The sequence below is a fragment of the Rhodospirillales bacterium genome, assembly GCA_016872535.1.
GTDB lineage: Bacteria > Pseudomonadota > Alphaproteobacteria > Rhodospirillales > 2-12-FULL-67-15 > 2-12-FULL-67-15.
On record VGZQ01000010.1, the window covers coordinates 22823 to 49228 of the forward strand.

Annotated in this window: 22 protein-coding genes and 1 tRNA gene; 17 read left to right on the top strand and 6 right to left on the bottom strand. The window is 60.8% G+C overall.

Annotated features, from left to right (window positions below):
• Positions 1–50 precede the first annotated feature (50 nt).
• Together FJ311_03505 and FJ311_03510 are read left to right on the top strand one after the other, a co-directional pair.
• Complete coding sequence (locus FJ311_03505) at positions 51–1802, top strand: hypothetical protein (protein ID MBM3950501.1); 1752 nt, start codon at positions 51–53, stop codon at positions 1800–1802.
• Positions 1803–1849: 47 nt separating this feature from the next.
• Positions 1850–2722: a glycosyltransferase family 2 protein gene (locus FJ311_03510; protein MBM3950502.1), complete on the top strand. Its 873-nt coding sequence runs from the start codon at positions 1850–1852 to the stop codon at positions 2720–2722.
• 4 nt (positions 2723–2726) lie between these two features.
• Here the strand turns inward: FJ311_03510 and FJ311_03515 are convergent, their stop codons facing one another.
• From FJ311_03515 to FJ311_03525, 3 genes are read right to left on the bottom strand one after another with little or no spacing between them, the layout of a single operon-like run.
• Entirely contained in the window at positions 2727–4277 is a 1551-nt protein-coding gene (locus FJ311_03515; GenBank protein MBM3950503.1) for a radical SAM protein, read from the bottom strand.
• A 42-nt stretch (positions 4278–4319) separates the two neighbouring features.
• The gene (locus tag FJ311_03520; GenBank protein MBM3950504.1) at positions 4320–5912 is read right to left on the bottom strand and encodes a GMC family oxidoreductase; all 1593 of its coding nucleotides are present in this window, start codon (positions 5910–5912) and stop codon (positions 4320–4322) included.
• Complete coding sequence (locus tag FJ311_03525) at positions 5909–7135, bottom strand: NAD-dependent epimerase/dehydratase family protein (GenBank protein ID MBM3950505.1); 1227 nt, start codon at positions 7133–7135, stop codon at positions 5909–5911. The genes FJ311_03520 and FJ311_03525 overlap by 4 nt, the downstream gene beginning before the upstream one ends.
• A gap of 82 nt (positions 7136–7217) precedes the next feature.
• Between FJ311_03525 and asnB the strand changes: the two genes are divergently transcribed.
• The 3 genes from asnB to FJ311_03540 are packed head-to-tail and all read left to right on the top strand — an operon-like array spanning position 7218 to position 11534.
• Positions 7218–9134: an asparagine synthase (glutamine-hydrolyzing) gene (gene asnB, locus FJ311_03530; GenBank protein MBM3950506.1), complete on the top strand. Its 1917-nt coding sequence runs from the start codon at positions 7218–7220 to the stop codon at positions 9132–9134.
• Positions 9131–10186, top strand: coding sequence for a hypothetical protein (locus FJ311_03535; GenBank protein MBM3950507.1), 1056 nt, complete (start codon positions 9131–9133; stop codon positions 10184–10186). Before asnB ends, FJ311_03535 begins: the two co-directional genes overlap by 4 nt.
• On the top strand, positions 10173–11534 hold the full coding sequence (locus FJ311_03540) for an MBOAT family protein (GenBank protein ID MBM3950508.1): 1362 nt from the start codon (positions 10173–10175) through the stop codon (positions 11532–11534). Before FJ311_03535 ends, FJ311_03540 begins: the two co-directional genes overlap by 14 nt.
• Here FJ311_03540 and FJ311_03545 read toward each other — a convergent pair.
• Positions 11515–12495 (bottom strand): class I SAM-dependent methyltransferase, encoded by a 981-nt coding sequence (locus FJ311_03545; GenBank protein ID MBM3950509.1) that lies wholly within the window; start codon positions 12493–12495, stop codon positions 11515–11517. The two genes, FJ311_03540 and FJ311_03545, sit on opposite strands and share 20 nt — an antisense overlap.
• 152 nt (positions 12496–12647) lie before the next feature.
• On the opposite strand from FJ311_03545, the gene FJ311_03550 reads away from it, so the two are divergent.
• From FJ311_03550 to FJ311_03605, 12 genes are all read left to right on the top strand, one after another.
• Complete coding sequence (locus tag FJ311_03550; protein MBM3950510.1) at positions 12648–14234, top strand: hypothetical protein; 1587 nt, start codon at positions 12648–12650, stop codon at positions 14232–14234.
• Positions 14227–15342, top strand: a complete 1116-nt coding sequence (locus FJ311_03555) for a Gfo/Idh/MocA family oxidoreductase (protein ID MBM3950511.1) — start codon at positions 14227–14229, stop codon at positions 15340–15342. The genes FJ311_03550 and FJ311_03555 overlap by 8 nt, the downstream gene beginning before the upstream one ends.
• Positions 15299–16390 (top strand): Gfo/Idh/MocA family oxidoreductase, encoded by a 1092-nt coding sequence (locus FJ311_03560; protein MBM3950512.1) that lies wholly within the window; start codon positions 15299–15301, stop codon positions 16388–16390. Before FJ311_03555 ends, FJ311_03560 begins: the two co-directional genes overlap by 44 nt.
• Positions 16387–17454 carry a hypothetical protein gene (locus FJ311_03565; protein MBM3950513.1) on the top strand — a complete coding sequence of 356 codons (1068 nt, stop codon included), beginning with the start codon at positions 16387–16389 and terminating at the stop codon, positions 17452–17454. The genes FJ311_03560 and FJ311_03565 overlap by 4 nt, the downstream gene beginning before the upstream one ends.
• A gap of 1 nt (position 17455) precedes the next feature.
• On the top strand, positions 17456–18229 hold the full coding sequence (locus FJ311_03570; GenBank protein MBM3950514.1) for a 3-deoxy-manno-octulosonate cytidylyltransferase: 774 nt from the start codon (positions 17456–17458) through the stop codon (positions 18227–18229).
• Positions 18230–18939: 710 nt separating this feature from the next.
• On the top strand, positions 18940–19197 hold the full coding sequence (locus FJ311_03575; protein ID MBM3950515.1) for a hypothetical protein: 258 nt from the start codon (positions 18940–18942) through the stop codon (positions 19195–19197).
• A complete protein-coding gene (locus FJ311_03580; protein MBM3950516.1) occupies positions 19194–20261 on the top strand; it encodes a class I SAM-dependent methyltransferase in 1068 nt (355 codons plus the stop codon). Before FJ311_03575 ends, FJ311_03580 begins: the two co-directional genes overlap by 4 nt.
• Complete coding sequence (gene gph, locus FJ311_03585) at positions 20258–20944, top strand: phosphoglycolate phosphatase (GenBank protein MBM3950517.1); 687 nt, start codon at positions 20258–20260, stop codon at positions 20942–20944. The genes FJ311_03580 and gph overlap by 4 nt, the downstream gene beginning before the upstream one ends.
• Positions 20944–21882 carry a phosphoglycerate dehydrogenase gene (locus FJ311_03590; GenBank protein ID MBM3950518.1) on the top strand — a complete coding sequence of 313 codons (939 nt, stop codon included), beginning with the start codon at positions 20944–20946 and terminating at the stop codon, positions 21880–21882. Before gph ends, FJ311_03590 begins: the two co-directional genes overlap by 1 nt.
• 17 nt (positions 21883–21899) lie before the next feature.
• Positions 21900–23582, top strand: a complete 1683-nt coding sequence (locus FJ311_03595) for a hypothetical protein (GenBank protein ID MBM3950519.1) — start codon at positions 21900–21902, stop codon at positions 23580–23582.
• Entirely contained in the window at positions 23494–24495 is a 1002-nt protein-coding gene (locus tag FJ311_03600) for a glycosyltransferase family 2 protein (protein ID MBM3950520.1), read from the top strand. The genes FJ311_03595 and FJ311_03600 overlap by 89 nt, the downstream gene beginning before the upstream one ends.
• An 81-nt stretch (positions 24496–24576) precedes the next feature.
• Entirely contained in the window at positions 24577–25314 is a 738-nt protein-coding gene (locus tag FJ311_03605; protein MBM3950521.1) for a glycosyltransferase family 2 protein, read from the top strand.
• A 70-nt stretch (positions 25315–25384) separates the two neighbouring features.
• Here FJ311_03605 and FJ311_03610 read toward each other — a convergent pair whose 3' ends face one another.
• Complete coding sequence (locus FJ311_03610) at positions 25385–26005, bottom strand: SIS domain-containing protein (GenBank protein MBM3950522.1); 621 nt, start codon at positions 26003–26005, stop codon at positions 25385–25387.
• Between the two features lie 37 nt (positions 26006–26042).
• Positions 26043–26116 (bottom strand) — tRNA-Gln (locus FJ311_03615).
• Positions 26117–26406 lie beyond the last annotated feature (290 nt).

Below are 26406 nucleotides of genomic sequence, written 5' to 3' on the forward strand. Positions count from 1 at the left end.
GCCACTCGCCTATTTCCTCCCGCCCTGCCGTCGTTCTCGCGGCAGCCGCCATGGCTATGCTCGTGGCCGCGACCTATTTCGGCTATAGCCCGCCTTATCATTACTATCTTCCGATGTTGGCGAAGGCGCGCGATATAGCCGCTTTTCCCAACGATATTTTTCTCGCCAACTCGGTTTACCTCAAAGCCTCGGTCTTTTATTCGGTCATCGGCTGGACCGGGCTGAAAATCGAACACGACATCGTCGGCCTCACGCTGCATGTCGTTGTCAATGCCGTCCTGCTCGCGGCGGCGGTCGCCGTTGTGCACCGGACCATGGCCGATGGTCGGCTGACGCTGGCCATGACCTCCGTTTTGGTCAGCGGGTTTTTCTATACCAAGCTGGTCGAGGGCGCGCGCGGAACGCCGATCATCCATGTCACGCCGACCCCGTCGGGGATCGGCCATGCGTTCGGCATGGCCGCTATGTTCGCCATGCTCGCCCGCCGACCGGCACTTGCCGCCATGCTGGCGACCGCCTGCATCGCCGTCGCGCCCAAAGGCAACGTCCTGATCGCACCCATCCTCCTGCTGTGGATTTACTTCGACCGTTCCCTTCCGCGCCGGGCGCTGGCGTGGGGTTTTCTTCCCTTTTTCTATATCGGCTTCAAGATCTTCGAAACGGCCGGAGACATGTCGCCGGCCGATGCCGCGTTCATTCTCGATGCCGCCATTCGCGGCGAAAAGGGCGATGGCGTCTTCACCGATCAGCCGTTTCTGACCAATATCCTTCTACCGGCGGCGCTCCTGGCCCAAATCCCGATCGCGCGCCACTTCGCCGACCCAACGGCACGGGCTCTGGCCTGGGCCACGCTCGTTCCCACCGCAGTCGGTTGGCTGTTGATGCTCGTTTACCCGCTGGGCCTCCATGAGCGCGTGCCGGTTCCCTACCTGGTCATGGTTTCGATTCCCCAGGCGACCAAATTCTTCGGCTGGCTTGTCTTGACCCAAGGTACGATTCTGATCCTGCGTAGCGAGCGACTGATCGCGCACGAGAAGATTCTTGGCATCGCCGCCTTGATCGCGCTTAGACCCTATCCGTTGCATTTCGCTTTGGCCGCCGCGTTCGCCATGGCAGCGGTGGCATCAGTGTGGCTACGGGAACGCCGAAAATGGCCGTTTCCCAAACTGCCCGAGGCGGTAACGGTCGACGTCGTCGTGCCGATTTTGCTGACCCTCTTCGTTTTGTTCCGGTTGGGAATCACCTATCCGAGCCCGCAATGGGCCGACCCCGTCGCTTTTCGCCATAGCGGCAGTTGGAGCACGATGGTCTTCGCCGCGGAAGAAGATTGGCGCGCGTGGAAAGCCTTGGCACCGCTTCCGGATTTTCCGTTGTTCGTGGTCTATGAAAATCGCGCGCGCGCACATCCGGTACTACACGAGTTTCGCTCCCGGAACCGATGGGTGAGCCATCCGCAGTCCTTGATCGCCGCCCATAAATCGTCTTTCCAGGGGTTGGTCATTCACGGCTACGGCGACGCAAACCTATGGCGGGAAGCTCACCGGCGCCAAATCGTGATGGAGGAAGTCATGCGCCGCCTCAACGCCGGTCAGAGCATAGGTGGAGTACATATCGGAACCGTCGTTTCGCTGAAAGAAAAGATGCCCGTCACGGTCGATTCGGAAATCGTTTCATTCCTTTCCCGACGCGACATGGGCGTCCTGGTCCGGCAGGAACTCGACTCACTGTTCCCTGGCGACTTGCCACGACGCCGCTTCGACGGCCACGTCCTGATCGGCTTCGGCCGTGGCCCTTGGCTCTAGCGGGGCGCCCGGCGCATAATGAGCTGTCGCAACCCAAGGGACCGCCGATGATTTCCGTCGTCATCCCCGCCTTCAACGAAGAACGCGCCGTTCACGCGACCGTGGAGAGCGTGCGGTCCGTCCTGGCCAAAATCGACGCCAGAAACGCGGAAGTCATAGTTGTCGACGACGGCTCGTCCGATCGCACGGCCGCAGAAGCCGAGCGTGCGGGCGCGCGCGTTATCCGCAAGCCCCAGAATATCGGCTACGGGCATTCGCTCAAAATCGGCATCCTCGCCGCGAACAACGACACCATCGTCATTACCGATGCCGACGGGACTTATCCCGCCGAATCGATTCCCGATTTGCTGGAGCAATATCGAAAGGGTTTCGACATGGTGGTCGGAAGCCGAACCGGAAAGTTTTACCGCGAATCGTGGTTGAAAGCCCCACTCCGCCGCGTCTTGCAAACGCTGGTCGAGTTCACAGCCGGTCGCGCTATTCCCGACGTCAATTCGGGTCTGCGCGTTTTTTCGCGCAGAACCATCATGCAGTTCTTCGATCACCTGTCGGACGCTTTCAGCTTCACGACGTCGGCGACGTTGGCTTACATGCTGCGCCGGAAATACGTCGAGTATGTGCCGATTCCCTATAACCAACGGATCGGCAGCACCAAGGTGCGATTGTTCCGGGATTCGCTCAGGACCCTGCAATACATCACGCAGGCGATCTTGTTCTATAATCCGCTCAAGATATTTCTTGTTCTGGTCTTCGCGCTTGTTGTCGGCGCGGGCGTCTTGTTGCTGCTCGGACTCTTCGGTTTTGGCTTCGCCTCGACCCTCGCTATCCAATGCCTGATCTCCGCGGCGCTGTTGTTCGCGATCGGCATGCTGGCCGACCTCATTCGCCAGATGGGAATCCGGCCTGACAACCGGGATTGACGGTTCAGGCGACCTTTTCCAGGGCCGGTTTGCGCACGATCTGCCAGCGTGAGGGTCGCGGCGGACGAGTGGCATAATCCCACGTTGGCCAACGGTCGCGGGCGTAATAGGGTGTCTTGAGTTGCTCACCGATCGCCGGCATCAGAAAGAACTTGAGGGCGTAATAAGCGTCCCAGAAAAACTCGCCGGTGCGGATTCCGCGCAGGAATCGCCGGCCGATAAATCCCGGATTGAAGAGAATCGCTTTCTTATAGGCGATGTCCATCATCCGCATGATGGTGTCGTAATCGAGGTTCGGATGCGCGAACAGCGGTTTGTCGGTATAGATGAAGTAATCGTCCCAATCGTAGGACCGGATCAACCCCTTTTCCGCGTAATCGGCGAACATGCTGGTGCCTGGAAACCCAATGGTGACGCCGAATTTGATCAAGTCGAGCGGAAGCTCGGCGGCATAGCGGATCGTATCCATCATGCTGTCTTCAGTGTCAGGCGAAAGTCCGAGCAGAAAAAAACCGGACGTGTCGATATTCGCGGCGCGGGCAAGGCGCACGGCGGTCTTGCCCTGCTCGATAGTGGCTCGTCCGCCTTTCCCAAATTTTTTCAGGACCTGGTCGTTCCCGGTTTCAAAGCCGAACGACACCCGATAGCACCCAGCGGCGCGCATGGTCCGAAATAGGCGGTCATTGGCACTTTCGACCCGAATGCCATTCGTGCACGACCATGCCATGTCGATACCCCGAGGCGCGCGGCGGGAGATCGCCTCGCAAACCGCAATCGCCCACTCCTGGTCGGACGTGAAAATATCGTCGGCCAACATGAATTCCCGGAATCCCAGGCGATGAAGCCGCTCCACTTCCTCCGCGCAACGTTCGGGACTTTTTTTGCGGTAACCCTGCGCCATGGTGATCTTCGACGCGCAAAAATCGCACTTGAAAACGCATCCGCGTGAAAATTCGGCCATCGCCAAGGGCGGGCGACGGCAAAGCAAGCGGGACATCCCTTCGTAATCGCGCAGAGCATAAAGGTCCCATGCCGGCATCGGCAGTTCGTCCAGGTTTTCGATCGGCGCGCGCATACCAGTGGATACGACACCCCCTTCGTCGCGATACCAGATTCCCCTGATCGTAGAAAAAGGTCGACCGTCGCAAATATCCGCGAACGAATAGTCGGATTCGCCAATGCAAATGGCGTCGAGTAAGGATTCGCCCAAAGTTTCTTCGGGCAGCGCCGAGGGATGCGGACCGCCACCGACGACCATGATTTGGGAGGAAATGTCCTTGATCAATACGCTCATGTCGCGAAGCTGATTCATCAGCGGTGTCGTCGCCGTGATGCCAACAATATCCGGTGACGTCGTCTTGATGCGGTCACGTACTCGCATGAAGTCATAAGGTTGAAACGACAGGTCATAAATCTCAACCTTATGCCCTCGGTCGCGAGCCATGGCCGCGATAGTCGCAAGCCCAAGTGTCGGCATGACCGGGTTTACGATCGAAGCCTTGGCCCCGCCGTAACTCGGCCGGTAGGACGGATTGATCAGAAGAACTTTCGCCATGTGTCTTGCGATTCCAGACGCGGAACCACCGGCAGCGCTCCGCTAGCGATTTGCGCGGTCCCGACGAAGCTTTGATGCCAGATTACGTCCAATCCGGTCGGCATTGGCCATCATCGAAAACGTATGATGCTTCGCAGGCAAGGATGGTATCACGGAGCCATCGGCGATGAACAGGCCCGGAGCTTCGCATATTTCGCCGTCTTCGGTCGTCGATTCGCCCATCGGCCAAGTCCCGGCGTAATGCACTTCGGCGCCGGGCGGCAAAAACCCGACCGAGCCAGGCACCATCCAACCGCCGCAGGCCCGGAAATGTCGAGCCAACCGCCGCGCCACGCCGCGGACGGTGGCGGCGTGGCCGTCGCCAACACCACCTTCGATTACCAGAGTTCCCGATGGGTCAAGGCGCGCGCGGTTGCGCGAGTATCCGCCCGGCAGATAGACAAGTCCAACCATTAGTGCCGGCAGGCCGACCCCGAGCACATCCAATGCCCCCCGGCGGCTAAAGGGCATTCTCTCAACCAGATCGGCGGCTGGAAAGGAATCGGCGTCATAGAGGATACCGAAAGCTTCGTCACCCGGTGTCGGTGACAAACGCAGGCGGAACGCCAACTGCGCCATCCCAAAGCCGGTCGTTTCGAGGGCACGGCCGAGACGTCTGGGCAACACTAACGCGAACACGAATGCTGGCGTCGACAACAACCTGCGATCTTCGTCGATTCGGCTGGTGGCAGCCAGAGCGAGACGGGTCGAGGGCAGCACGCCCGCCGCAAGAACGATATGGACCGCGCCGAACGTCGCCATTCCGCCATCGCTGGTGGAACCGAATACCTCCCAGCCACCGGCAGCACGCGGCGCAAGGGATTCGACGACAACTTCATCCACCAGCCGAACGTTGTCGTGCTGTACAAGCATCCGATCAAGATCACTCCGGCTCGAATAGACCGCGTCCCGAGGACATCCCCACATACACCCCTTGCCAAGGTCACATGCTCGGCGACCGTCCTTGTCGCAAGTCAAGACGGCGTTGCGTGCGCGACCGAGAGTGAAGTCTTCTCGCCGACCGCTCGCATCGTAGCCCCGCAATAGACTCTTAGCGCATGCCGACAAAGGCAATGCCGGCTGCAACGGAATGTCGACACCCTGCGTCGTCGCCATGTCATCGTCTTTACTGCCGGATATGCCGATCCGTTCGGCGACGCGCTCGAGCGAAGGCTGCAGTGCCGCATGGTCGATAGGCCAGCCCTCAATATCGGTTCGGTCGAAGGCGGGAACGACGGCACCCCAGACCAACGACAATCCACCTGGAACCAACGCGCCGATCGCGCGAAAGCCGTTAGGTATCAGCCGATTACGGGTAAGATATTCGCCGTCAAGGCCGGGCAGCGGCACGTGGCGCGCCCTGGGCGAAGCGGCGTCCATTTCGCGCAGCCCCCGTAAATCAGTACCGAGAAGATGCCGCCATCCTTCGATATCGCCGCGCAACTCGGCCAGGGATGGTCGACTGTTTTTGGGGGCGAACGAATGGCGCTTACCGCCCTCCAACATCAGTACGCTCCAACCGGCTTCGGCTAGTGGCCAAGCGACCGAAACGCCGGCTGGCCCAGTTCCGACAATGATGATATCGGGTTCACTCATCGGATGCGGCCGAGCATAAGACGCAGGGGCAATAACAGCGCCTCGCGCACAGCGACCAGACCCAAGCTCAGGACAGCGGCGAGTATCCCCCTTTCGGCGTAGCAATAACAATGTTTAGCCCCGATCGGACTTGCAGTCGCGACACGAACGGCGAGCGCAAGTCGCCGCACCAAGGGTTTGCTGGAACATCTGATCGGTTCGTATGCAGCCAGCCATGTCGGCGCGTACGCGGCAAAGAATGGAAGATCAATCGCGTGACCATCGCCAAACCGTTCGATCGCGTGCACATAACGTCGCATAGATCCGCCTGGTGGGGCCGCGCCAACAACCGCCGCCAGCAAAATTCGGCTTTCAACCAAAAGTCGTCGACGGCGTTCGCGTGCATCAAGCGCCAATCCGACATCGAGAGAACGTGGCTCGATGCCGAGTTCGCGTAAATCCGCCGCGCTGTCAACGGTCGGCAGCCCCATGATGCCGAGAATGCGTTCCCGATCGACGCGTGGTAGACCGGGAATGCAAGCGATGACATCGACCAGCATAAGGGCGAGGCGCGCGGGAATCGGAAAAATCCAAAGGTTCGAGCCGTGCTTGATTCTAGCAATCACCCTCAGAACCGCATCCAATGTTGTCGGTTGCGCAACGCACAAGCCGTATACGGTTCGCGTCAGGGACGGCCGCAACACAAGCTGTATCAGCCCCTCGCACAGGTCATCGAGATGGATCGGCTGCACCGCCTTTTTCGGCTCCAACATCGGCAACACCGGCAGCTGGCTCAAGCGCAGCAACGTGCCCCACTGGCTCGCCGAACGGCCGCCGTACACCATACCGACCCGTGCTGTGATTTCATTCGGTCCGGAGAGGGTCCTTTCGATCGCATGCTTGATTCGGCCATAGCGATTGAGGGCGTCGGGCCTCGCTGCGACGCTAGATGCGAACACGAATCGGCGCACGCCCGCCCGGCGCGCGGCATCCAACAATTGGCGAGTCCCGACGACGTTGATGTCCGTTTCGACTGGGCCTTGGCCGGTCCACTGGTGGGCAAGGTGAACGATTGCATCTATGCCGTTGAACGCATCGACGGGAACGGATCGGCCAAGCGCCCATCCGCCTTCCGATCGACTAAAAACGGTCACTCGCGCGCCGCGTGCGCGCAAAAGAAAGGCGAGGCGGGAACCGATATAGCCGTTCCCGCCCGTGACGACGATGTGCGGTACGTCCGGCATCCTATGATGTTAGTCGAAACAATTCCCAGCCTTCAAACACCTTTTATGCGCCGGGTCACTCGGCACGAGGTCCGCTAGCATCATGTGCGGCATTGCTGGCAGCATTCGATGGGATGGCATCGACGACCGCGCGGCGGTTGGCGCGATGACACGCGCGTTGGCCCATCGCGGCCCAGACGCGGAAAGAATTATCGTCTCCGGTCCGGCGACGCTCGGTCATCGGCGGCTGGCGGTGATCGATGTCGATCATGCCGCAGACCAACCGATGCAGGACGAAGCCAGCGGTTGTTGGATCATTCTCAACGGTGAAATTTACAACTACCGCGAACTGCGCCGGGAGCTGGAGGCGAAGGGCTGCATCTTCCACACTCGATCAGACACCGAAGTGTTACTGCAAGGACTGGTTCACCATGGTGAGGCCTTTCTCGCTCGCTTGATCGGCATGTTCGCATTCGCCTTCTGGAATCCCGCTCGCCGTGAATTGATGGTCGCCCGTGATCGGCTGGGCAAGAAGCCGCTTTACATTCAATGCGGTAACGGTGCTGTTCTGTTCGCTTCCGAACTTTCGGCGCTATGTCGCCATCCGCTCGCGGCGACCCAACTCGATCCGGTCGCACTCGGGCATTTCGCCACGCTCGGTTACACCCTGACGGAGCGCTGCATCTTCGCCGGCATTGACAAACTGCCGCCCGCACATTTTGCGCTCATCCGCGAGGGGGAATCCCTCAAGCCCCGCTGCTATTGGGATTTGTCCGCCGCCTTTAGGATTAAAACTCACCATCGTTCTCCCGAAGAAGCGGCCGAGAAGTTGGGTGCCCTGTTCGATGATGCGGTTCGCTTACGTTTGGCGGCCGACGTACCATTGGGAGCGTTTCTTTCGGGTGGTATCGATTCCGCCGCCGTTGTCGAGTCTATGGGTCGGCTTGGCGGCCGCGACAAGATCAAGACCTACACCATCGATTTCGAGCATAAAGCCTTTTCCGAGGCAGCAGGTGCCGCCGAAACTGCCCGTGCTCTCGGTGTCAACAATGCCGTGCGGACTTCCAACGTCGACACCCCTGACTCGCTTGTCCGAGCCATTGGATATTGCGACGAGCCTTTCGCCGATACTTCGATAATTCCTTTCTTCCATCTTTCCGCCTTCGCCCGCGAATCAGTAACTGTCGCACTGGGTGGGGATGGCGGCGATGAGTTATTCGCAGGTTATGTTACCTATGTCGCTGACCGTCTGCAGCGTATCGGCCGCGTTATTCCGAATGGAATCGCCTCCCTTTTGCAGCGAGGGGTCGATGCCATGGTTCGTCCGAGCTTTGGCAAGGTTAGCTTCGACTACAAGCTTAGTCGGTTCCTGTCTGGTATCGGCCTGCCACCAGACCGCGCGCATTGTTCGTGGCGCGTACTGTTCGACGGTAGCGAACGCAGCCGACTGTTCCACCCTGAACACCACCGGGCGATTGAGGCGGATCCCTTCCACTTTCACATCGCGCACTTCGCGGCTCTGGCTGACGTCCATTGGTTGGACCGGGCGCAATACGTCGACATTAAAACCTGGTTGGTCGACGATATCCTAGTCAAGGCGGATCGGATGAGCATGGCACACGGCCTCGAAGTGCGTTCCCCACTGCTCGACCACCGCCTAGTTGAGTTTGCGGCCGCGTTGCCGCCAGAATGGAAACTAAATGGCTTTCAAGGAAAGTGGCTTTTCCGGCGCTATCTCGGCAAACGGCTGCCCACGGTTGTCCTTGGTCGGCCCAAATCCGGATTCAACGCCCCGGTATCCCACTGGCTGGTCGGGTCGATGCGGGAGTTAGCTCGCGCCGCGACCGAATCACCAGCGCTGCGGGAGTGGGTCGAGCCGTCAGCGGTTGATATGTTATGGCGCGAACATGAAAGCCGCCGCCGTGATCACGGCTTCCGACTGTTCGCACTTATGTCCCTGGGACTGTGGCTCGAAAAAACCGCCGCTGCTTCCACCAGGCCCACGGCCGCACCATCATGATCAGCTTGCGCTTTTTCTTTTTCACCCTGCTCGCGTTCCTTGCCCTGGTCCAAATCGTCGGACAGGCCATTATATCACCAATTGATCCGTTCGCCCCCAGGCAGGAACAACGGCGCTACCGCCTCGACCAACTGTTCAACCCGCATTTGATTTCCTACAAGCTCAACCATATCAACTCGAACCCCGTATATGACGTAATGGCATTCGGCAACAGCTCGATCCTGGCTCTCAGCCAGGAGAACCTCAACAGATACGGTCGGTTTTTTAATGTTGCGGTACCGGGCTCGTCGTTTGGTTCGTCGGTATCGCTCGCACTGGCGTTAGCCGAGAGGGACAGGCTAGCTCCCGTGGTCGTGATCATGGTTGAGAACTTTAACCACTTCACACAACAGGTGCCGATGCTGCCTGCGTCACTGCGCTGGCGCGACAGCGCGGCGCAAGTTTTTTCCCTTCTCGTCGATGAAAATGTCCCGCTTCGAGAAAAGCTCCGATTCACGGCCCGGATGGTCAAACTGGAAGGTGAGCTGTTTGTGCGATTTTTCAATCCTGGCGTCCTGCAAGCGCATCTTGCCGTGATCATGGCCGACTGGCTGCCATTAGCGGCGCCTGGACCGAGGCCCGGCCTGCTATGGGATGGTTACAACCCGGATGGCTCCGGCGGTGGCATGACTGCGCGAACGTTCGGCAAAATCGCCATTGCGCCGCGCCACGACCAACCCCAAGTCCTGCCTGGCGTACTCGTGCACGACGTCAAGCGCTTAGCCGTGTTGGCAGCGCGTCATCGAATCATTATTTACGAATCTCCGGTCGAGCCCGCGTCTCATGCTGAATATGCGGCGCACCCGATTCCGCGTGTCACTCAATTGCGTGAGATGTTCTTCGCCGCATGCACGCGCCATGGATTGGAATGCCACGCCGCGCCGCTGATCGGCCAGCCCGAAGAGCCGAACCTGTGGATGGACCATTATCATCCACCAGCGCCGGTGCTTGGCTCCTGGATCGATAGTCTTTTGAAACAACCGCCGCGACGCACGCGCCATGCTGTTCAATAGCTACATTTTTCTTTTTGCCTTTCTGCCTGCGGTGTTGATTCTGAGCCGCTGGGCCATATTAGCGCCCTGGCGTATCGAGCTGCTCGTCGTCGCGTCACTCGTTTTTTACGGCTATTCCGGCTCGTTACACGCAGCGATGCTGATCGGCGAGGTCTTGCTGGTCTGGCTGCTTCTGCGCGACCCCGATGCACCCTTGCCGCGGACGCGAATCGCGCTTGCCATCGTGGTGCCTCTCTTGACGCTCGCGTTCTTCAAGTATCGCGCGTTCATCGCAGATAATATTCCTAACGGACGTGATTGGGTGGATCAGAATTTTTCGATTTGGGGTAGTTTAATTCTGCCAGCGGGAATCTCTTTCTTCACCTTCGAGATCATCTGCCTGGTCCTCGATCTCAAGTCCGGGCGGATCCGGCGGATGCCCCGGCTGCAAGATTTCTTCTTCTACGTCTCGTTCTTTCCCCATTTGGTGGCGGGGCCAATCCTTCGTTGGAGCGACGTCGAGAAGCCGATTGCCGCCCTACCCGGCTTCCGCGCCGGGCCTGCCGATATCAAGGCCGCCGTCATTTACGTTGGTTGGGGATTAGTGATGAAGGTATTGATCGCCGATCCCCTTCATCGCGAAATTCAACCGATCATCGCGCAAATCGGCGCTCTCGGCTGGAGCGCGACCGCGTACGTCGTCGGTGCCTACAGTTTCCAGATCTATTTTGATTTTTACGGTTATTCGCTCATCGCCATCGGTTTGGGGCGATTATTTGGCTTCCGCTTTCCCGATAATTTTGCCCGTCCGTACGAATCCCTTAACCCCAAAGAATTTTGGCGACGTTGGCACATCACGCTCGGGTCGTGGCTGCGCGATTATCTCTATTTCCGCCTGGGCGGCAATCGTGCTTATGTCCGCAATATCTTGATCGTGTTCGCCGTTTGCGGTTTATGGCATGGAGCGGGGTGGAATTTCATCGCCTGGGGCCTTTATCACGCTTTTTTGATCATCGGTTACGCGGCCCTACGTCCGGTTTGGGATCCGCTGCCAACGCTGGCGCAGAAACTATTGACCTTCGCCCTGGTCTCTCTGGGTTGGACGTTGTTCTTGTTTGACTTTGATCGAGCTTGGGCTTTTTTCACTACCGCTAAGTTCGGTGGGGCGGACGGTGTATCGGAAACCGCCCTTGCCCTGCTTGCGCTCGCCGCTGGCGTTTGTTTCGTAATCCGCGTCGAACGTATGGCAGAGACCGAAGCGACCGGAAGTTGGCTGCAGCGGATCCATACTGTCTCACTGGCTATTGCCGCCGCCCTTGCGGTCATGTTCGTGGGGGTTTCCTATGATTTCATTTACTTCCGCTTTTAAGCCGATTGATCCGTCCTTCCGTCAAGCCACGGCTGACGACGTTGCGGTCCGAATGCCGTTCCTCGAAAAGAGATCTCGCGATCGCATACGCGGCCTCGAGTCGCGCCCGCGCCGTGCGCTCGGAGACCTCATCCTTGCGCGTGACAGCATCCGCCAATGCCAGAGCCTCGGGCGCCAGTTCCGCCAAACGCGCGCGATGAGTCAGCCATTCATTGAAATACAGGGACCTGTCGGCGGGCACCTCGGGCAGCATTGGCGGCAGAAGACCGTTGGCATCACGCACCAAAACATTGACTCCGTTCAGCCATCCGCTCTCTGCCTGGGCTTTGGTCACGGCATCCAAATGCATGGGGTGATCGGGAGTATAAGCCTCGAACACCATCCGAAACTCAGAATGCCCGAGTAGAAAATCCCGTGTCGCCATGCGCACGTCGGCGTAGTTCGCGTCATCGATGATGATCACAGCCTTCTTGTGCAGGAACTTCTTGGCAAGCAGCAGACATACGATTTGGCTGCGATAATCGTGCGGACCATCGACGAAATAGACGGCGATCCTTCGCCCGCCGAGATGATCTTCGAGGTTTTCCAGGGCAACTTCGAAATCCATGTTCAGAAGCCGTGCATTCGTCACCGCGAACGCCGCAATCCGTTCCCGCACGATCGAGAGGTTTTTCCCCTCGGGATCGAGAATACGAAAATTGTCCACGCCAAAGCACGGCATTGTAGGCGCTTCCAGTGCCGCAGATATGAGGGTCAAACCTTGGAAGACGCCGATCTCGAGGTAGCATGCATCCGCATCGGCGGCGAACAACCGCTGCAGGCGCTGCAGCAAGCCAACCGTCTTCAATCCGGAAATGCCGGTGAGACCACGGGCGCGATTGTCGATCAAGAGTCCGGTGCGGTCGGTTTCAATGACGGCGGACAGAACGCTTCGTATGAATTCCCGGTTTGCCGCTGTCATGATCCAGACCTTTCACCGATCGGACGCCGCGCCGCAAGACCATGCCACAACAGTGGCGATTTGCAATTTCTTCCTGTCCTGTCTGTCATCCCGTGAGCGTGTACTTGCGACAAAGCCGCCACGCTAGCTTTGCCCCGGCCGGGCTTGGCTGGTTGACCGTCGCCGGCGCGAAGAGCGATCTTCCGCGCGAACGGCGGCTGCCCGGATCGGCGCGGCGATTGGAGGATAAGTTCGTCGAAATCAGCGATCTGTGGTGGCGCCTCGGTCGCGCCATGGGCGAGGACCCCACGGCCGACATCTCCCATGCCGCCACCTGCGGCGTGTTCGGTTCCGACTTCGGTTTAATGCTGGCATGGAGCCGCATGGTGGAGGATCTAGCCGCCGCGAACACCGATTGCCTAGTCCTATGCGATGACCCCTGGCTCTTTCGTCATCTAGCCGCGATTCCCGGTGTGCATGCGGGTCCTGCTCCGCCGTTGGCCAGGGTCGAGTGGCGATTGCGCCTGAGGGGGGTCGCCGCGCGCGTTCGACTCGCCGTCCGTCTCTTCTGGTCTGCGGTGCGCCTACGGCCCATGCGGTGCACGTACCGGCCGGGAGCGGCGGTCGTTCTCGTCTATGGTCATCCCAACAGCACCGCGAGCGGCCACGATGCATATTTCGGTGCGCTCATGACCAAGATGCCAGCGGTGCAACGCGTGTTGCACACGGATTGCCCAGCATGGCGCGCGCGGCAATTGAGCGCCGATGGCCGCACTGTCAGTTTACACGCCTGGGGCGATCCGATCTTCGCTTTAGGCTTGATCGCGGAAACATGGGCACCCCGCCACGAGCTTCGGCGGAGTCCGCACGGCTGGCTGGTCCGGCGCGCGGCCGCGCGGGAAAACAGCGGCGGTGGCCCGGCCATGAACCGATGGCAAATCCATTGCCAAGGCCGTTGGTTGGCAGCCGTGAAGCCGCGTATAGTCGCCTGGCCATGGGAAAACCATGCCTGGGAGCGCGCGCTTTGCCGCCAAGCTCGCATTGTTGGGTCACAAACCGTCGGCTATCAGCACACGGTCATTGGCCCGCACCAGATCAACTATGCGACTTTTTCCAATTCCGACGGTCTGGGCAGCATTCCCGACACGGTCGTCGCTAACGGACCGGCCTATCGCGACGAGATGCGAGCTTGGGGAATTCCGCCCGCGCGCCTGATCGTGGGTGGAGCGTTCCGCTTCCCGGCGGCATTCCGCAACCTGTTCGACCCCAAAGGCCCGGTCTTCGTTCCCTTATCCGCGATCCCGGTGATCGCGGCCCGACAACTCGACGCCGCGCGCGACATCGCCGCGAGCGGGCGGCGCGTCCTGGTGAAAGAGCACCCCATGTATCCGTTCGCCTTTGCCGAATCGGACATGCTTCGGCGTACCAATGTACCTTTAACGCACCAGAATGGTCTTTCCGCCGTCGTCTACGCAACCGGAACCTCGGGACTGGAAGCGATTTTAGCTGGCATCCCGACCTTGCGCTTACTATGCGAGGACCGTGTATCCATCGATGTTCTGCCCGCGGCTCTGACCGCCGTGTCGGCCGAATGCGGGGACTTACGCGCCGCCTTGGCCGCGGTACGACCTCCCAGACCGGTCGTTCAAACCGATATCCTGGCCCCCGTTGACTGGTCACTTTGGCGCTCGCTTTTGGACAATGATCCGAGTACGAAAGGCCAGGATCCGCGAAAGACAGCCGAACGCCCCCATGCCTGACCAACGCGCAATTCATATCGCCCTGATCGGCTGCGGCCGGATTGCCAGCCATCATTGCCGTTCCATTGCCGCCGTTCCAGGCGCGCGGCTGACGGCGGTGTCTGATCTCGATGCAGCCAAGGCCCGTGCGCTTGCCGAAGAGGCCGGCGTTCCCGCATATATCGATTATCGCGCCATGTTCGCTTCCCACCCCGAAATTGACGTCGCTGCAATTATTACTCCATCGGGAATGCACTATGAACACTCCCTCGAAATTCTGGAGCGTTACGGCAAGCACGTGATCGTGGAAAAACCGACGTTCATGCGCCCGTCGCAATTAAGCGCGGCGTATGCCATCGCCGATCAGCTTGGACTTCAGGTGTTCCCCGTTTTCCAGAATCGCCATAACAAAGCGGTGCGGCGGGTTAAGCAGGCACTCGATCGGGGCGAGTTGGGCGATATCCGCATCGTTTCCGTACGCGTGCGCTGGTGCCGTCCCCAACGCTATTACGACCTAGCGCCGTGGCGCGGCACTTTTTCCCACGACGGCGGCTGCCTGTCCAACCAGGGAATCCATCATGTTGACCTGCTACGCCATTTGGGTGGAGAAGTTTCGCGCGTTGCGGCGCGTCTCTGCACCCTTGGTGCCGAGATCGAGGTCGAGGACGCCGCAGTCGCAATTATGGAGTACGCTTCCGGTGCAATCGGCACGGTCGAGGTCACGACCGCCGCACGGCCCGACGATTTCGAGGCGTCGTTGTCCATCGTCGGCGGGTCAGGCTTGGCGCAGATCGGCGGAATCGCGGTCAACGAATTGCAGGTTTTTACGCCTGATCCCGCATCCTGCGCCACCGCCAGCGAGGACTTCGTCGGCATCAAAGGACACGGCGCGGTTTATGGCTACGGCCATACCCAAATGTACGGGGATATTGTCGCGTATTTCCGCGACGGTACGCCCTATCCGGTCGACCGCGACGACGCATGGCGGACGCTCAAGCTGCTCAACGCTTTTTACCGCTCCGACGAATCCGGGGGCTGGGCCGATGTCGACGATGACGCTGAATCGCCCAGGCTCGGCCGAGCCGATGACTCGATTTCCAACCTCTATCGGACTCCACGCCGTGACTGAACCCCTGAAGGTCGGCATCGCCGGATACGGCGTCGTTGGCAAGCGCCGTCGGCATTTCATCGACAAGCGCCCTGACTTGCGTACCGTCGCCGTGTGCGACCGGTTATTCGAAAGCGACGGAACGCTGGAAGATGGCGTCCGTTGCTATCGGCACTATTCCGACGTGTTGAACGAAGACATCGACGTGCTTTTCGTCTGTTTGACCAACGATCTGGCGGCCGACGTCACCGTCGCGGGCCTGCGAAAGGGGTTACACGTATTTTGCGAAAAGCCACCTGGCCGTGATGTGGCGGACATCGCCCGCGTCATGAAATGCGCGCGCGAGCGGCCGCATCTGAAACTCAAATACGGGTTCAATCATCGCTATCACGATTCGGTCCGCGATGCGCTGGCGATTATACGCGAGGGTACGCTCGGCCGCGTCGTCAACCTGCGCGGCGTTTACGGTAAGTCGGCGATCATCGATTTTCGCTCGCCGTCCCACTGGCGCACCATGCGCGTCAAGGCCGGAGGCGGAATCCTTCTCGACCAGGGCATTCACATGGTCGATTTGATGCGTCTGTTCACCAGTGAAAATTTCGAGGATATTCGCAGTTTCGTCTCGAACGGCTTTTGGAACCACGACGTCGAGGATAATGTCTACGCCCTCATGCGCACCCGCACCGGGGTCGTCGCCATGCTGCATTCGTCGGCGACCCTATGGCGCCACCGTTTCGAGCTGGAAATGACACTGGAAAAGGGGAGCGTGATCCTTTCCGGTATTTTGTCCGGGTCGAAAAGTTACGGCGACGAAACATTAACGGTCGCTCGGGCTACGCCCAACGACGCCGGCGACCCCAAGGAAGAAATCACCCGATACGATCATGACTCTTCCTGGGCCGACGAGATCGCTGATTTCACCGAAGCCATCATGCACGATCGCCCCATTGTCGATGGCTCAGCGGACGAGGCACTGGCGACCATGCGGCTTGTTTATCGCATTTATTGCGCCGATCCGAATTGGAAGGCACGATGGGGGCTAAGCGATTCGATTTCGACGACAAAATGATTCGACGCTTGTTACCGAATGTGTTGTTAACGGCCGCCGCTACGGTTGTGAGTATCCTTATTCTGGAAGGTGCAATCCGCATATTAATGCCCGAATGGAGGAATTTTTCCTCAGCCCGTTTTCTCACGTCTGTCGAGGTGCCGGGCTACGGCATAACTTCGATCGGCACTCCTGGCTTCGATGGCTGGTTTTCCCAGAACAACGGCGACTTTCGTACCCGTATCCGCATTAACGCCTTCGGCCTACGTAATGACGAGCCCGTTGCCGCCGCCGATGGACGCATCTGGGTGCTGGGCGATTCCTTCTCCTTCGGCTGGGGCGTTGCACGGGAAGAATCTTACACCCAGGTTCTTGCCGACCAGCTGGGTTTTCCAACCTACAATGTCGCCACGCCTGGCTCCAGCGTATGCGGCTGGCAGGCGCTCTATGCCCGAATGCCGAAGGGAATTCGCCCCGCCGCCGTCGTTGTCGGCCTGACCATCGAAAATCGCGTTGCGCTTCTCGACTGTGCTGCCACTGCCATGGCGCCACAACCTGAAGAATCGACGGTACTCTCATTATTGGCGGTCAAAGCGTTCCTGACACGGCATGCGGCTCTTTACAACGTCGTTTCTGTTTCCCTGAAGCGTATTGAGATCATCAATACGATCCTAGTGAGGGTTGGCCTGATCGAGGATCCTTCACGGATCATCCTGCATGGTCACGATCCAGCCAAGGCCGACGCCATGATCGCCGCTACAGCTATTGAGATCGACCGGCTGCGCACTCTGGTACCGAAAGGCATTCCTTTCGTCGTCGTGCTATTCCCCGCCCGCTTCGAACTGCGAGATCAATCTGGTCATTTTCGCTATCTCCGGCTAGGCATTACCGAGGCGCTCGCTTGGCGTAGGATATCGACGCTCGATCTTTTCTCCGCGATCCAGGGCGCAGGATTGGAAGCTACTCACTTTTCCCATGACGGCCATTGGAACGCGCGAGGCCACCGCATTGCAGGCGAAGCGATCGCCCGCTGGTTTTCCATAAATGCCGCTGACTTATCGCCAGCCCATTCCATAAAGAACTGACATGACGAAGGTTGTCGGTATCGTTCCCGCTCGTATGGCCGCTAGCCGGTTCCCCGGAAAGCCTCTGTACCCTATCTGCGGCCGCCCCTTGATCGAACACTGTTATCTGCGGGCCCGTCTGTACGCACGCTGGGATGCACTAGCGCTAGCAACCTGCGACAAAGAAATCGCGGATTTTGCCGACCAGAGGGGTTGGCCGGTGATCATGACCTCGGACCGTCACACCCGTGCTCTCGATCGGGTTGCCGAGGCCGCGCCCAGGGCTGCTCCCGCTCTTGCCGATGATGATATTGTCGTCTGCGTGCAGGGCGACGAGCCGCTGCTCGGCCCCGATATGCTCGATGCGGTAATTGCACTTTTCGGCAAGGACGCCTCGATCGAAGGAACCATGCTCGCCATGCCGATCCACGAGGAAGGGATCTTTCTCAATCCGGATATCGTCAAGATCGTTCACGACATGAAGGGTGACGTGCTGTACACGTCGCGCGCGCCGGTGCCCTATTGCAAGCCGGGCCGGTTTTCGCCGGCTTTGGGCGCGAAGCGGGTAGGCGGCATCTTCGGGTTCCGCTGGCATTTCTTGAAATGGTTCACCGCCATCCCCGAATCGCCCCTGGAAATCGCCGAAGCTTGCGATTCCAACCGGATATGCGATCACGGCCGCCGGCAGCGTATCGCGCTGGTTCCTCACCGGCCTTATGTTTCCGTCGATAGCCCCGAGGACATCGGCCGGGTCGAGGCTGTCATCGAAGCCGATCCCTTGTGGGGCCATTACTAGGCGGGCCTCCCGTTTTGCGAACGAACAATGATGCCCTGGCGGCGCTGCATGCTCGCCAAAACCGGACGGATTGCGCCGCGTCGTCCTATTGGAGCGCGGCGCTGGATCATTTCGTCGTCGACCGGGAAGGTGCGTTGCGCGGCTCAACCGTCCTCGGCCTGCCGGCGCCGGCAACCGATCCGGTCCGGATTTTCGCACATCGCGCGCTGCAACTACCGTTTGTCGCGATGGGCTATGCCAAATACCGCCACTTTCGCGAATGCCTAGACCTCGGCCGCACCGTCGCACGCCGAACGAACCGGCTGTTCACGTACGATATCCTGCGCCAAGTCCTGTCCTTGGCCCTGATCCGCGAGCATCTGTCGCTCGACGGCGATGGACCGGCAGCGATGGTGATTGGCGATGGGTTCGGAGTAATGTCCTCCTTGCTGGCGCTGGCGGCGCCTTCGCGCAAGGTCATTGCCGTCAACCTGACCAAGTCTCTGCTACTTGACGTCATCAACATCCGCCGCGCCGTGCCGGAAAAAACGGTCGCGTTGGTCGAAACGGCGCTTGATGTACGCGAAGCGCTGGGCGATCCGGAGATCCGCTTCATCGCCGCACAAGCCGACAACGCTGCCATCCTGGTTCATGCACCGATCGGGCTTGCGATCAATATCGTGTCCATGCAGGAAATGGACGCGGACGTCATCGCCGCCTATTTCGCCATCCTGCGCGGCAATCCGGCGGCGGAAACCGTCTTTTACTGCGCCAACAAGCTGGTCAAGCCCCTGCCCGACGGAACAGAGGCGCGCTTTGCCGATTATCCATGGCACGCGGGAGACGCGGTCTGGGTCGACGCCGTCTGTCCCTGGGCTCAGTGGACCTATTCCCGGCAACCGCCGTTTTGGCATTACCGTCGGGGAGCGGGGCGCGTGATCTGGCATCGATTGGCGCGGTTGGCCAAGGGAAGCGCGTCACCAGCATGAACGGCCCCTCAACGTCATCGGCGGATATGCTTTGTTCGCCTTGTTGCCGGGCGCAGCTCGTGCGCCAGACCGATGTCTCTACGGTAACGTGTTCCGCCTGCCACGCGATTTTTCCCATCGATGCGGAAACCGGCGTCATCGCCTTTTCTGCCCATCACGCCGAGGGTGCGATCAAAAGCGACATCCAGAAATGGTGGGGCGATCTCTACAATCAGATCTACGAGGATTACGACCGAGCAATGACTGGCACCGGTCTGGATACCGACCTCGATGATTTAGAGACCATGTTCCGCCGCCGCCGCCATGTGGCGTCGGTCGAGATGGGCGCGCTCGATCTCGCCGGCCAGCGCGTTCTTGAGATCGGCTCGGGCGCGGGCGCGCATTCATGCCTGTTCAAGCGGCGCGGCGCCGACGTGACGGCCATCGACTTGACTCCCACCCGAGCCTTGTCCACAGCGCGCAAGCTCGCGCTGGCTCGCGGGCCGGGTCCGGCGCGAGCCTACCAAGCCGACGCCGAAAATCTGCCCTTCCGCGACGAAACTTTCGATATCGTCTATTCCAACGGCGTCCTGCACCATTCCGAGGACACGGCCGCCTGCGTCGCGGAAGTGCGCCGCGTGCTCAAGCCCGACGGGCGGGCGGTGATCATGCTCTATTCCCGCCATTCGGCAAACTACTGGCTGAGCATCGTGCCGCGCGGGATTTTGACAGGAGGCATTTTCTGCTTGCCCGAGGCCGAGTGGGTCGGCCGCGTCACCGAGGGAACGCCCAAGTACAGCACGACGCGCAATCCCATTACCCGGGTCTATTCTGCGCGCGCCTTGCGCGATCTCTTTCGGGATTTCACGGTTGAGAGCCTTCGTAAATTCAGCTTCCAATTCGACAACTTCTGCGTTCCCCGCTTGACCCAAATACGCGACTGGACTTTGAAAACTCTGGGCCATAAGCCATTTTGCGGTGGCGGTATGCTGGTTTATGGAAAACCATTCTATGCCGAAACCGATCTCGAATTGGCACTGGCGCCAACCGTGGGTTGGGGTTGGGCCATCGTGGTGCGTAAATGACCCCCCACCCCGCTCTCGTCTTCGATCTGGACGGCACCCTGATCGACAGCGTTCCGCAGGTCGCGGCGGCCGTCAACATGACCCTGACGGAAGCGGCCCGGCCCGCACTGTCGATAACCGCCGTGCGCGGAATAATCGGCGAGGGCGCGCGCACCACCCTCGTGCGAGCCTTCGCCACGACCGGCGGCACTGACGACATCGATATCGACGCGATGGTCGAGCGCTATCTCATCCACTACCTGGCTGACCCTTCCTCGCACACTACGATTTTTCCCGGGGTGACCGAAGTGCTTCGAAAATTCCGCGCCCTGGGCACGGTCATGGGCATTTGCACCAATAAGCCCGGGGCGACCACGCGACCCGTCCTTGATGCATTGAACCTGAGTCAATACTTCGCCGCCGTCATCACCGCCGACGACACCCGCCACCGCAAGCCCGACGGCCGGCACGTGCTGGCAACGCTCGCTGCGATGAAGGCGGACCGTAATAGCGCCATATTCGTTGGCGACTCCGCGCCCGATCTCGCCGCTGCCCGGGACGCGGGCGTACCCGCCATCGTCGTCGCCTACGGTTATGGCTACGTCGATCCCGCCACAATGCCCGCGGCGGCGCGCATCGAACGTTTCCACGAATTGCCGGCGGCCGTCGCTCGGATCGCGGCCCGAAGAGAGGCCACCCCCTGATGCGCATTGCCGTCACCTCGCGCTCATTTTCGCGCCATCCGGTCCTGCGCGCCGAACTGACGGCCCGGTATCCCGACGTCACCTTCAACGATCAAGGCTTGGCCCTGGCCGGCGAATCGCTGATCGCCTTTCTGCGCGGGCACGGACGGGCGATCATCGGGCTGGAAAAGCTGGACGACTCCGCATTCGCCGCGCTGCCCGAATTGAAGGTGGTGAGCAAATACGGCGTCGGCTTCGACGCGATCGACCTGGAAGCGATGACCCGGCGCGGCGTCAAGCTGGGCTGGACCGGCGGCGTCAACCGCCGCTCCGTCTCCGAATTGGTGATCGCTTTCGCCATCACTCTGTTGCGTCACCTGCCGGCGGCGAACGCCGAACTGCGCGGCGGAACGTGGCGGCAGCCCGTCGGCCGTCAGTTGTCGGACCGGATCGTCGGGATCGTCGGATGCGGCCATGTCGGCAAGGATCTGGCCGTCTTGTTGCGGGCGTTCGGATGCCGGGTTCTCGCCCATGACATCCGCGATTTTCCCGACTTCTACGCCCGTCACGGCGTCCGGGCGACGTCGCTGGACGAGCTTCTGCGCGAAGCAGACGTCGTGACTCTGCATTTGCCCCTCGATTCCTCGACGCGCGGCATGCTGTCGGCGGACCGGCTCGCTCTCATGCGCCCCGATGCGATCCTGATCAATACCGCGCGTGGTGAAATTATCGATGAATCGGCCCTGAAGGCCGTGCTCAAAACCAACCGGCTGGCGGCGGCCGCGTTCGACGTTTTCGCCGTCGAGCCGCCGCGGGACGCGGAACTTTTAACGCTGCCCAATTTTCTCGCGACACCGCACATCGGCGGCGCGGCCGAGGAAGCGATCCTCGCCATGGGCCGGGCGGCTATCGCCGGGCTCGAGTCTTTCGGCGATCCGTTGGCCATCGTCAAATCTTGATCGGCAAACTGAGACAATTGGCCGCCGATCCGACGCTGCGGCGCTGGCTGGCCGCCCGCGCGTTAGGTCGCGTGTCGGCGCCGCCGCGCCCGACACCGCACCGTCCGCCGTATCTGGGCGACGGGCCCTTGCCGGCCGCCGTCCCCGGCGCCGCGCGGGTACGGGAACGCTGTTTTCCCGCGCCCGCCATGCCGATCTCCCTGCCGCTGCCGGGCGGGACCGACGTCGTCGCACCCGGCATGGAATCGTCCTTATTCGAGCGCACCTACGCCGACGTCGAAACGCTGCTCGCGGTCCATCGCTTCGCCTGGATCCCGATCATGGGCGACAACGCCGATCCGGCGTGGGCGATCGCCCTGTGGAACGCGTGGCGTCGACGATTTGCGATACCGGACGATTCCTGGGCCTGGCACCCCTATACGGCGGCGGAGCGGGCGGTAAATTTCCTCGGATTTTTCCGTCGGCACGGCTGGCCCGAACCGGCGGACGAAACCCGCGCCTTCCTGGCCATCCATGCGCCGGCCATCGCCGGACGACTGGAATATTTCGGTGAGCACAATACCGGAAATCATCTTGCCAATAACGGCCGGGGCCTGTTGGCCATCGGCCTCGAACTGGGCATGCCCTCCTACGCCGACATGGGCACGAAAATCCTGATCGAGGAAGCGAAACGGATTTTCATGCGCTCCGGCATCCTACGCGAGGGCTCCAGCCATTATCACCTGCTTTATGCCCGCAACTACGTCGAGGCCTGGCTGTGGGCACGCCGTCACGGTCACGGCGCCGCGCCGGAATTGGAGGCCATCGCCGCTCAAACGCTTGCCCCCCTCCCCCGCCTCTGCCTGAGGGGCGGATGGCCGCTGATCGGCGACATCTCTCCCGATTGCCCGCCCGATCATCTGGCCGCGTTCCTGCCGGGCGGCCCGACCGGCACGGGCTGGGGATCGTTGCTCGACGATGCGGAACGCGCAGCGTTTCTTTCGTTGCAAGCCGGAACGCCTCCCGCCGGGTCCGCGCTCCTCGCGGCCGACGGCTGGCTGCGCGCTGATTTCGGCGAGTGGAACGGGCTGTGGCACACGGCCCCCGGCGGCTGGTCCGCGATCCCCGGCCACGGCCATCAGGACATCGGTTCTTTCGAAATTCATTGGGGGAACGTTCCGTTGTTCGTCGACACCGGCCGCGGCGCCTACGGCGAAACCGGCGAGGCGGCGCTGTATCGCTCTGCCCGCGTCCATAACGGGCTGACTCTCGACGAAGCCGATCCTTATCCCCCCAACAAGCCCTACTACGACGAAAGCTTTCGCCGTCGCGAGGGCGGCGCGGCGCCGGTGTCGCGGGTCGATGCGAACGGAGTCGCCCTCGTCTTCGCCGGTTACGGCCGGATGGGCGCCCCCGTGGTGCGGCGGCATTGGACGTTTTTCCAAAACGGCTTCGAGATCGGGGATTCCGTCGACGGACAAGGTTCACCCGTCGTCATGCGTCGACTGCACACTCCATGGCCGTGCGAGGTCGCGGCCGAAGCCGCCGTGATCCGCTCGCCCGCGGGCGCGTTTCGCGTGCGGGCCGACGGCGCCGAACCGCAGATCGCTCCGGCGACGCGCTGGACGGCGTATGGCGTCGGTCATTCCGCCCATTGCATCGGCTTCAAAACCCGCGCGAAGTTGCCCTGGTCGGGTCGTCTGCGGATCGAGCGCGCCTGACATGCCCAACGGCTTCGCCGACATCAGCGTCATCACGCCGGCCCTCAATGCCGGGGGAACCATTGCGCGCACACTGGCCAGTATTGCGGCGCAAACGTTGCGCCCGCGTGAAGTGGTCGTCGTCGACGACGGCTCGACCGATGGAACGGCCGCCGTCGCTGAGGCGTTCGCGCCCCGCATGGGGGGGATTGCCCTCAAGGTCCTGCGCCAGGAAACGGCAGGCGCCGCAGCGGCGCGTAACACGGCCATTCGCGCCGCCGTTGGCGAATGGCTCGCGTTTCTCGACGCCGATGACGAATGGCTACCCGCCAAAATCGAGCGCTGCATGGCCAAGTTGGCCGATTGCGGCGCCGATATGGTTTCGCACGACTACCTCCATGCCGAAAACGGGTTCGAACGCGCCGTAAACTGCGCCCGTCATTGCCCGCCCGGCGCCGATCCCTTCGTCGCTCAATTCCTGTATGGATTCATCTCCAGCACCACCGTAGTCGTGCGCCGGGAATTAATTGTCCGCTCAGGCGGATTCGATCCAGGGTTGCGTTCCAGCCACGATTACGAGCTTTGGCTCGCTTTGTTGTCCGCCGACGGCGTTCGATTCTGCGTGATCCCAGAGGCTCTTTCCCGTTACCACATCATGGCGGGAGGAATTACGAGCAACGTTGCCCTGCGTCGCGCCGCGTCCCTGGCGGCTCTTTCCCGGCACAGGCTGGCCCTTGAAGGTCGCACGACCTCCCCCCGACTGGCTGCCGCCGCCCGTACCGTGATCGTCCACCTGCAAGCCGCCGGCATGAACCTCGGAGCGAGACGCCCCGTGGCTGCTCTGCTAGATATTCTTTCGACCCCATCGTCCCTCATGCGCTTGTTGGCTAATCCGGCTGCCGGACAGCGGCCCGATTTTTTGTCCGTGCCATGATTAGCATCGATCAAGTATATTCGAGCGAAATCGTCGCGATCGGTCGACCCGTCGGCAATTGCTATTGAAAGCCTTTCCTTGATGACTTCCTCATCGTCCTCGTCGCTTAGTTTCCGCAAACTTTCCGTTATCATTCCCTGCTATAACGAAATCGCCACCATTGAAACCGTTATCGGCAAGGCTCTGGCGGCCGACCGGAGTGGGCTGGAAATCGAAATTTTATGCGTTGATGACGGATCACGGGACGGAACCGACGGAACCATCGAAAGACTTGCCCGCGCCCATCCGGAAGTCCGCCTCCTCCGGCATACGCGCAACCAGGGCAAAGGCGCCGCGCTGCGCACGGGATTTTCTTCGGCGACCGGCGACATTCTTCTCGTTCAGGACGCCGATCTCGAATACAGCCCGGCAGACTATCCGAAGCTGCTCAAACCCATCATCGACGGTCGCGCAGATGTCGTTTTCGGCTCGCGGTTTCGAAGCTCCGATGAAGTCAGGGTCATTTACTTCTGGCACGACTTCGCCAACAGGGTGCTGACGTTCTTCTCGAACATGATGACCAATTTGAATCTTACCGACATGGAAACCGGATATAAGGTCTTTCGCCGTGAAGTAATTTCCAAAGTAGCGATTTGCGAAAATCGGTTCGGATTCGAGCCCGAGATTACCGCCAAGATTGCGCGCTTGCGGCCGGCGCCTCGCATTTACGAGGTGGGCATCAGCTATAGCGGTCGGACCTACGAGGAAGGAAAGAAAATCGGCTTCAAGGACGGCATTCGCGCCATCTGGTGTATCTTGCGTTACAATCTTTTCCCATAGCACAACGTCTCAACGACCAAGAAAAAACCGCGAGGCGCCCCTCGCGGTTTTTTTGTTCGTAGAACTTTCCCTAGAACTTCCGCTGCGGAATCAACGCCGGATCCATGTGCGCCAGGCGCAGCCATTGCGCCAGGATATGCATCAGCGATTGATGCACGTCCTCGATCACGCCGTAGTTGTCCGCGGCGACGTGCAGGTTGACGTCGGCGATCCGGGCCGAACGGCCGCCGTCGAATCCGGTCAGGGCGATTACCTTCATCCCGCCGCTCGCGGCCACGTCGGCGGCGCGCACGATGTTTTCCGAATCGCCCGACGAGCTGATCGTAACCAAAACGTCGCCTGGGCGAGCCAAATTGCGAACCTGATACGCGAAAATATCGGCGTACGATACGTCGTTGGCGATGGCGGTGATGATTTCGATATTGGCGCTGAGCGAATGGACCCGCGGGCGAAGCGCGGTGTCGGTCGCCGCGCCCTTGCAGTGGTCGCACATCAGGTGATTGGCGATCGCCGCCGAGCCGCCGTTGCCGCAGGCGAAGATCGCGCTGCCCCGCCGGTGCGCGTCTTCCACTATCGCCGCGGCGGCGGCGATCCGCGCGCGGTCGACGGAACCGGCGGCCTTGGCCACGTTTTGGAAATAGGCCTCGGCGAACGCCGCGATGTCGGTCGGCCGTTTATCGGGGAACGTCATGCGTCGCCATCCTGATCGAAGCTGGCCCAATCGGGATTGGCTGGGGGACTAGGATTCGAACCTAGACTCGCGGAGTCAGAGTCCGCTGTCCTACCGTTAGACGATCCCCCAGTCGGAACACCCCGCCCGAGACGCGGGGCCTCGCCCCGGCCGCGGCCCGGGCGGGAAAGCCGAGACGGGAAGGCCCGGGGTTTAGCATGGCCGGGCCGCCCCGCCAACATTTAGCGCCAACCCGCCCCCCCAACCCGCCCGCGCTGCGGCCCTGGCGGAGCCGACGGCGCGGCTTATTATAGAGTCCCGCCCATGCCCGCCGCGTCGCCCCGACCCCGCGCCCGCCGCCACCGCCGCCGTCCTCCGGCGCGCGCGCCGCGCCCGATCGATGCGAACCGCGGCGCCACCTA

Excerpts from the sequence above, each read along its gene's own strand:
- gph (MBM3950517.1), top strand. The coding sequence starts at position 20,258 with ATGACCCCCCACCCCGCTCTCGTCTTCGATCTGGACGGCACCCTGATC.
- FJ311_03610 (MBM3950522.1), bottom strand. The coding sequence starts at position 26,005 with ATGACGTTCCCCGATAAACGGCCGACCGACATCGCGGCGTTCGCCGAG.
- asnB (MBM3950506.1), top strand. The coding sequence starts at position 7,218 with ATGTGCGGCATTGCTGGCAGCATTCGATGGGATGGCATCGACGACCGC.
- FJ311_03525 (MBM3950505.1), bottom strand. The coding sequence starts at position 7,135 with ATGCCGGACGTACCGCACATCGTCGTCACGGGCGGGAACGGCTATATC.
- FJ311_03605 (MBM3950521.1), top strand. The coding sequence starts at position 24,577 with ATGACTTCCTCATCGTCCTCGTCGCTTAGTTTCCGCAAACTTTCCGTT.
- FJ311_03540 (MBM3950508.1), top strand. The coding sequence starts at position 10,173 with ATGCTGTTCAATAGCTACATTTTTCTTTTTGCCTTTCTGCCTGCGGTG.
- FJ311_03505 (MBM3950501.1), top strand. The coding sequence starts at position 51 with ATGGCTATGCTCGTGGCCGCGACCTATTTCGGCTATAGCCCGCCTTAT.
- FJ311_03510 (MBM3950502.1), top strand. The coding sequence starts at position 1,850 with ATGATTTCCGTCGTCATCCCCGCCTTCAACGAAGAACGCGCCGTTCAC.
- FJ311_03535 (MBM3950507.1), top strand. The coding sequence starts at position 9,131 with ATGATCAGCTTGCGCTTTTTCTTTTTCACCCTGCTCGCGTTCCTTGCC.
- FJ311_03570 (MBM3950514.1), top strand. The coding sequence starts at position 17,456 with ATGACGAAGGTTGTCGGTATCGTTCCCGCTCGTATGGCCGCTAGCCGG.
- FJ311_03545 (MBM3950509.1), bottom strand. The coding sequence starts at position 12,495 with ATGACAGCGGCAAACCGGGAATTCATACGAAGCGTTCTGTCCGCCGTC.
- FJ311_03565 (MBM3950513.1), top strand. The coding sequence starts at position 16,387 with ATGATTCGACGCTTGTTACCGAATGTGTTGTTAACGGCCGCCGCTACG.
- FJ311_03560 (MBM3950512.1), top strand. The coding sequence starts at position 15,299 with ATGACTCGATTTCCAACCTCTATCGGACTCCACGCCGTGACTGAACCC.
- FJ311_03555 (MBM3950511.1), top strand. The coding sequence starts at position 14,227 with ATGCCTGACCAACGCGCAATTCATATCGCCCTGATCGGCTGCGGCCGG.
- FJ311_03600 (MBM3950520.1), top strand. The coding sequence starts at position 23,494 with ATGGCGTCGGTCATTCCGCCCATTGCATCGGCTTCAAAACCCGCGCGA.
- FJ311_03590 (MBM3950518.1), top strand. The coding sequence starts at position 20,944 with ATGCGCATTGCCGTCACCTCGCGCTCATTTTCGCGCCATCCGGTCCTG.
- FJ311_03515 (MBM3950503.1), bottom strand. The coding sequence starts at position 4,277 with ATGGCGAAAGTTCTTCTGATCAATCCGTCCTACCGGCCGAGTTACGGC.
- FJ311_03580 (MBM3950516.1), top strand. The coding sequence starts at position 19,194 with ATGAACGGCCCCTCAACGTCATCGGCGGATATGCTTTGTTCGCCTTGT.
- FJ311_03520 (MBM3950504.1), bottom strand. The coding sequence starts at position 5,912 with ATGAGTGAACCCGATATCATCATTGTCGGAACTGGGCCAGCCGGCGTT.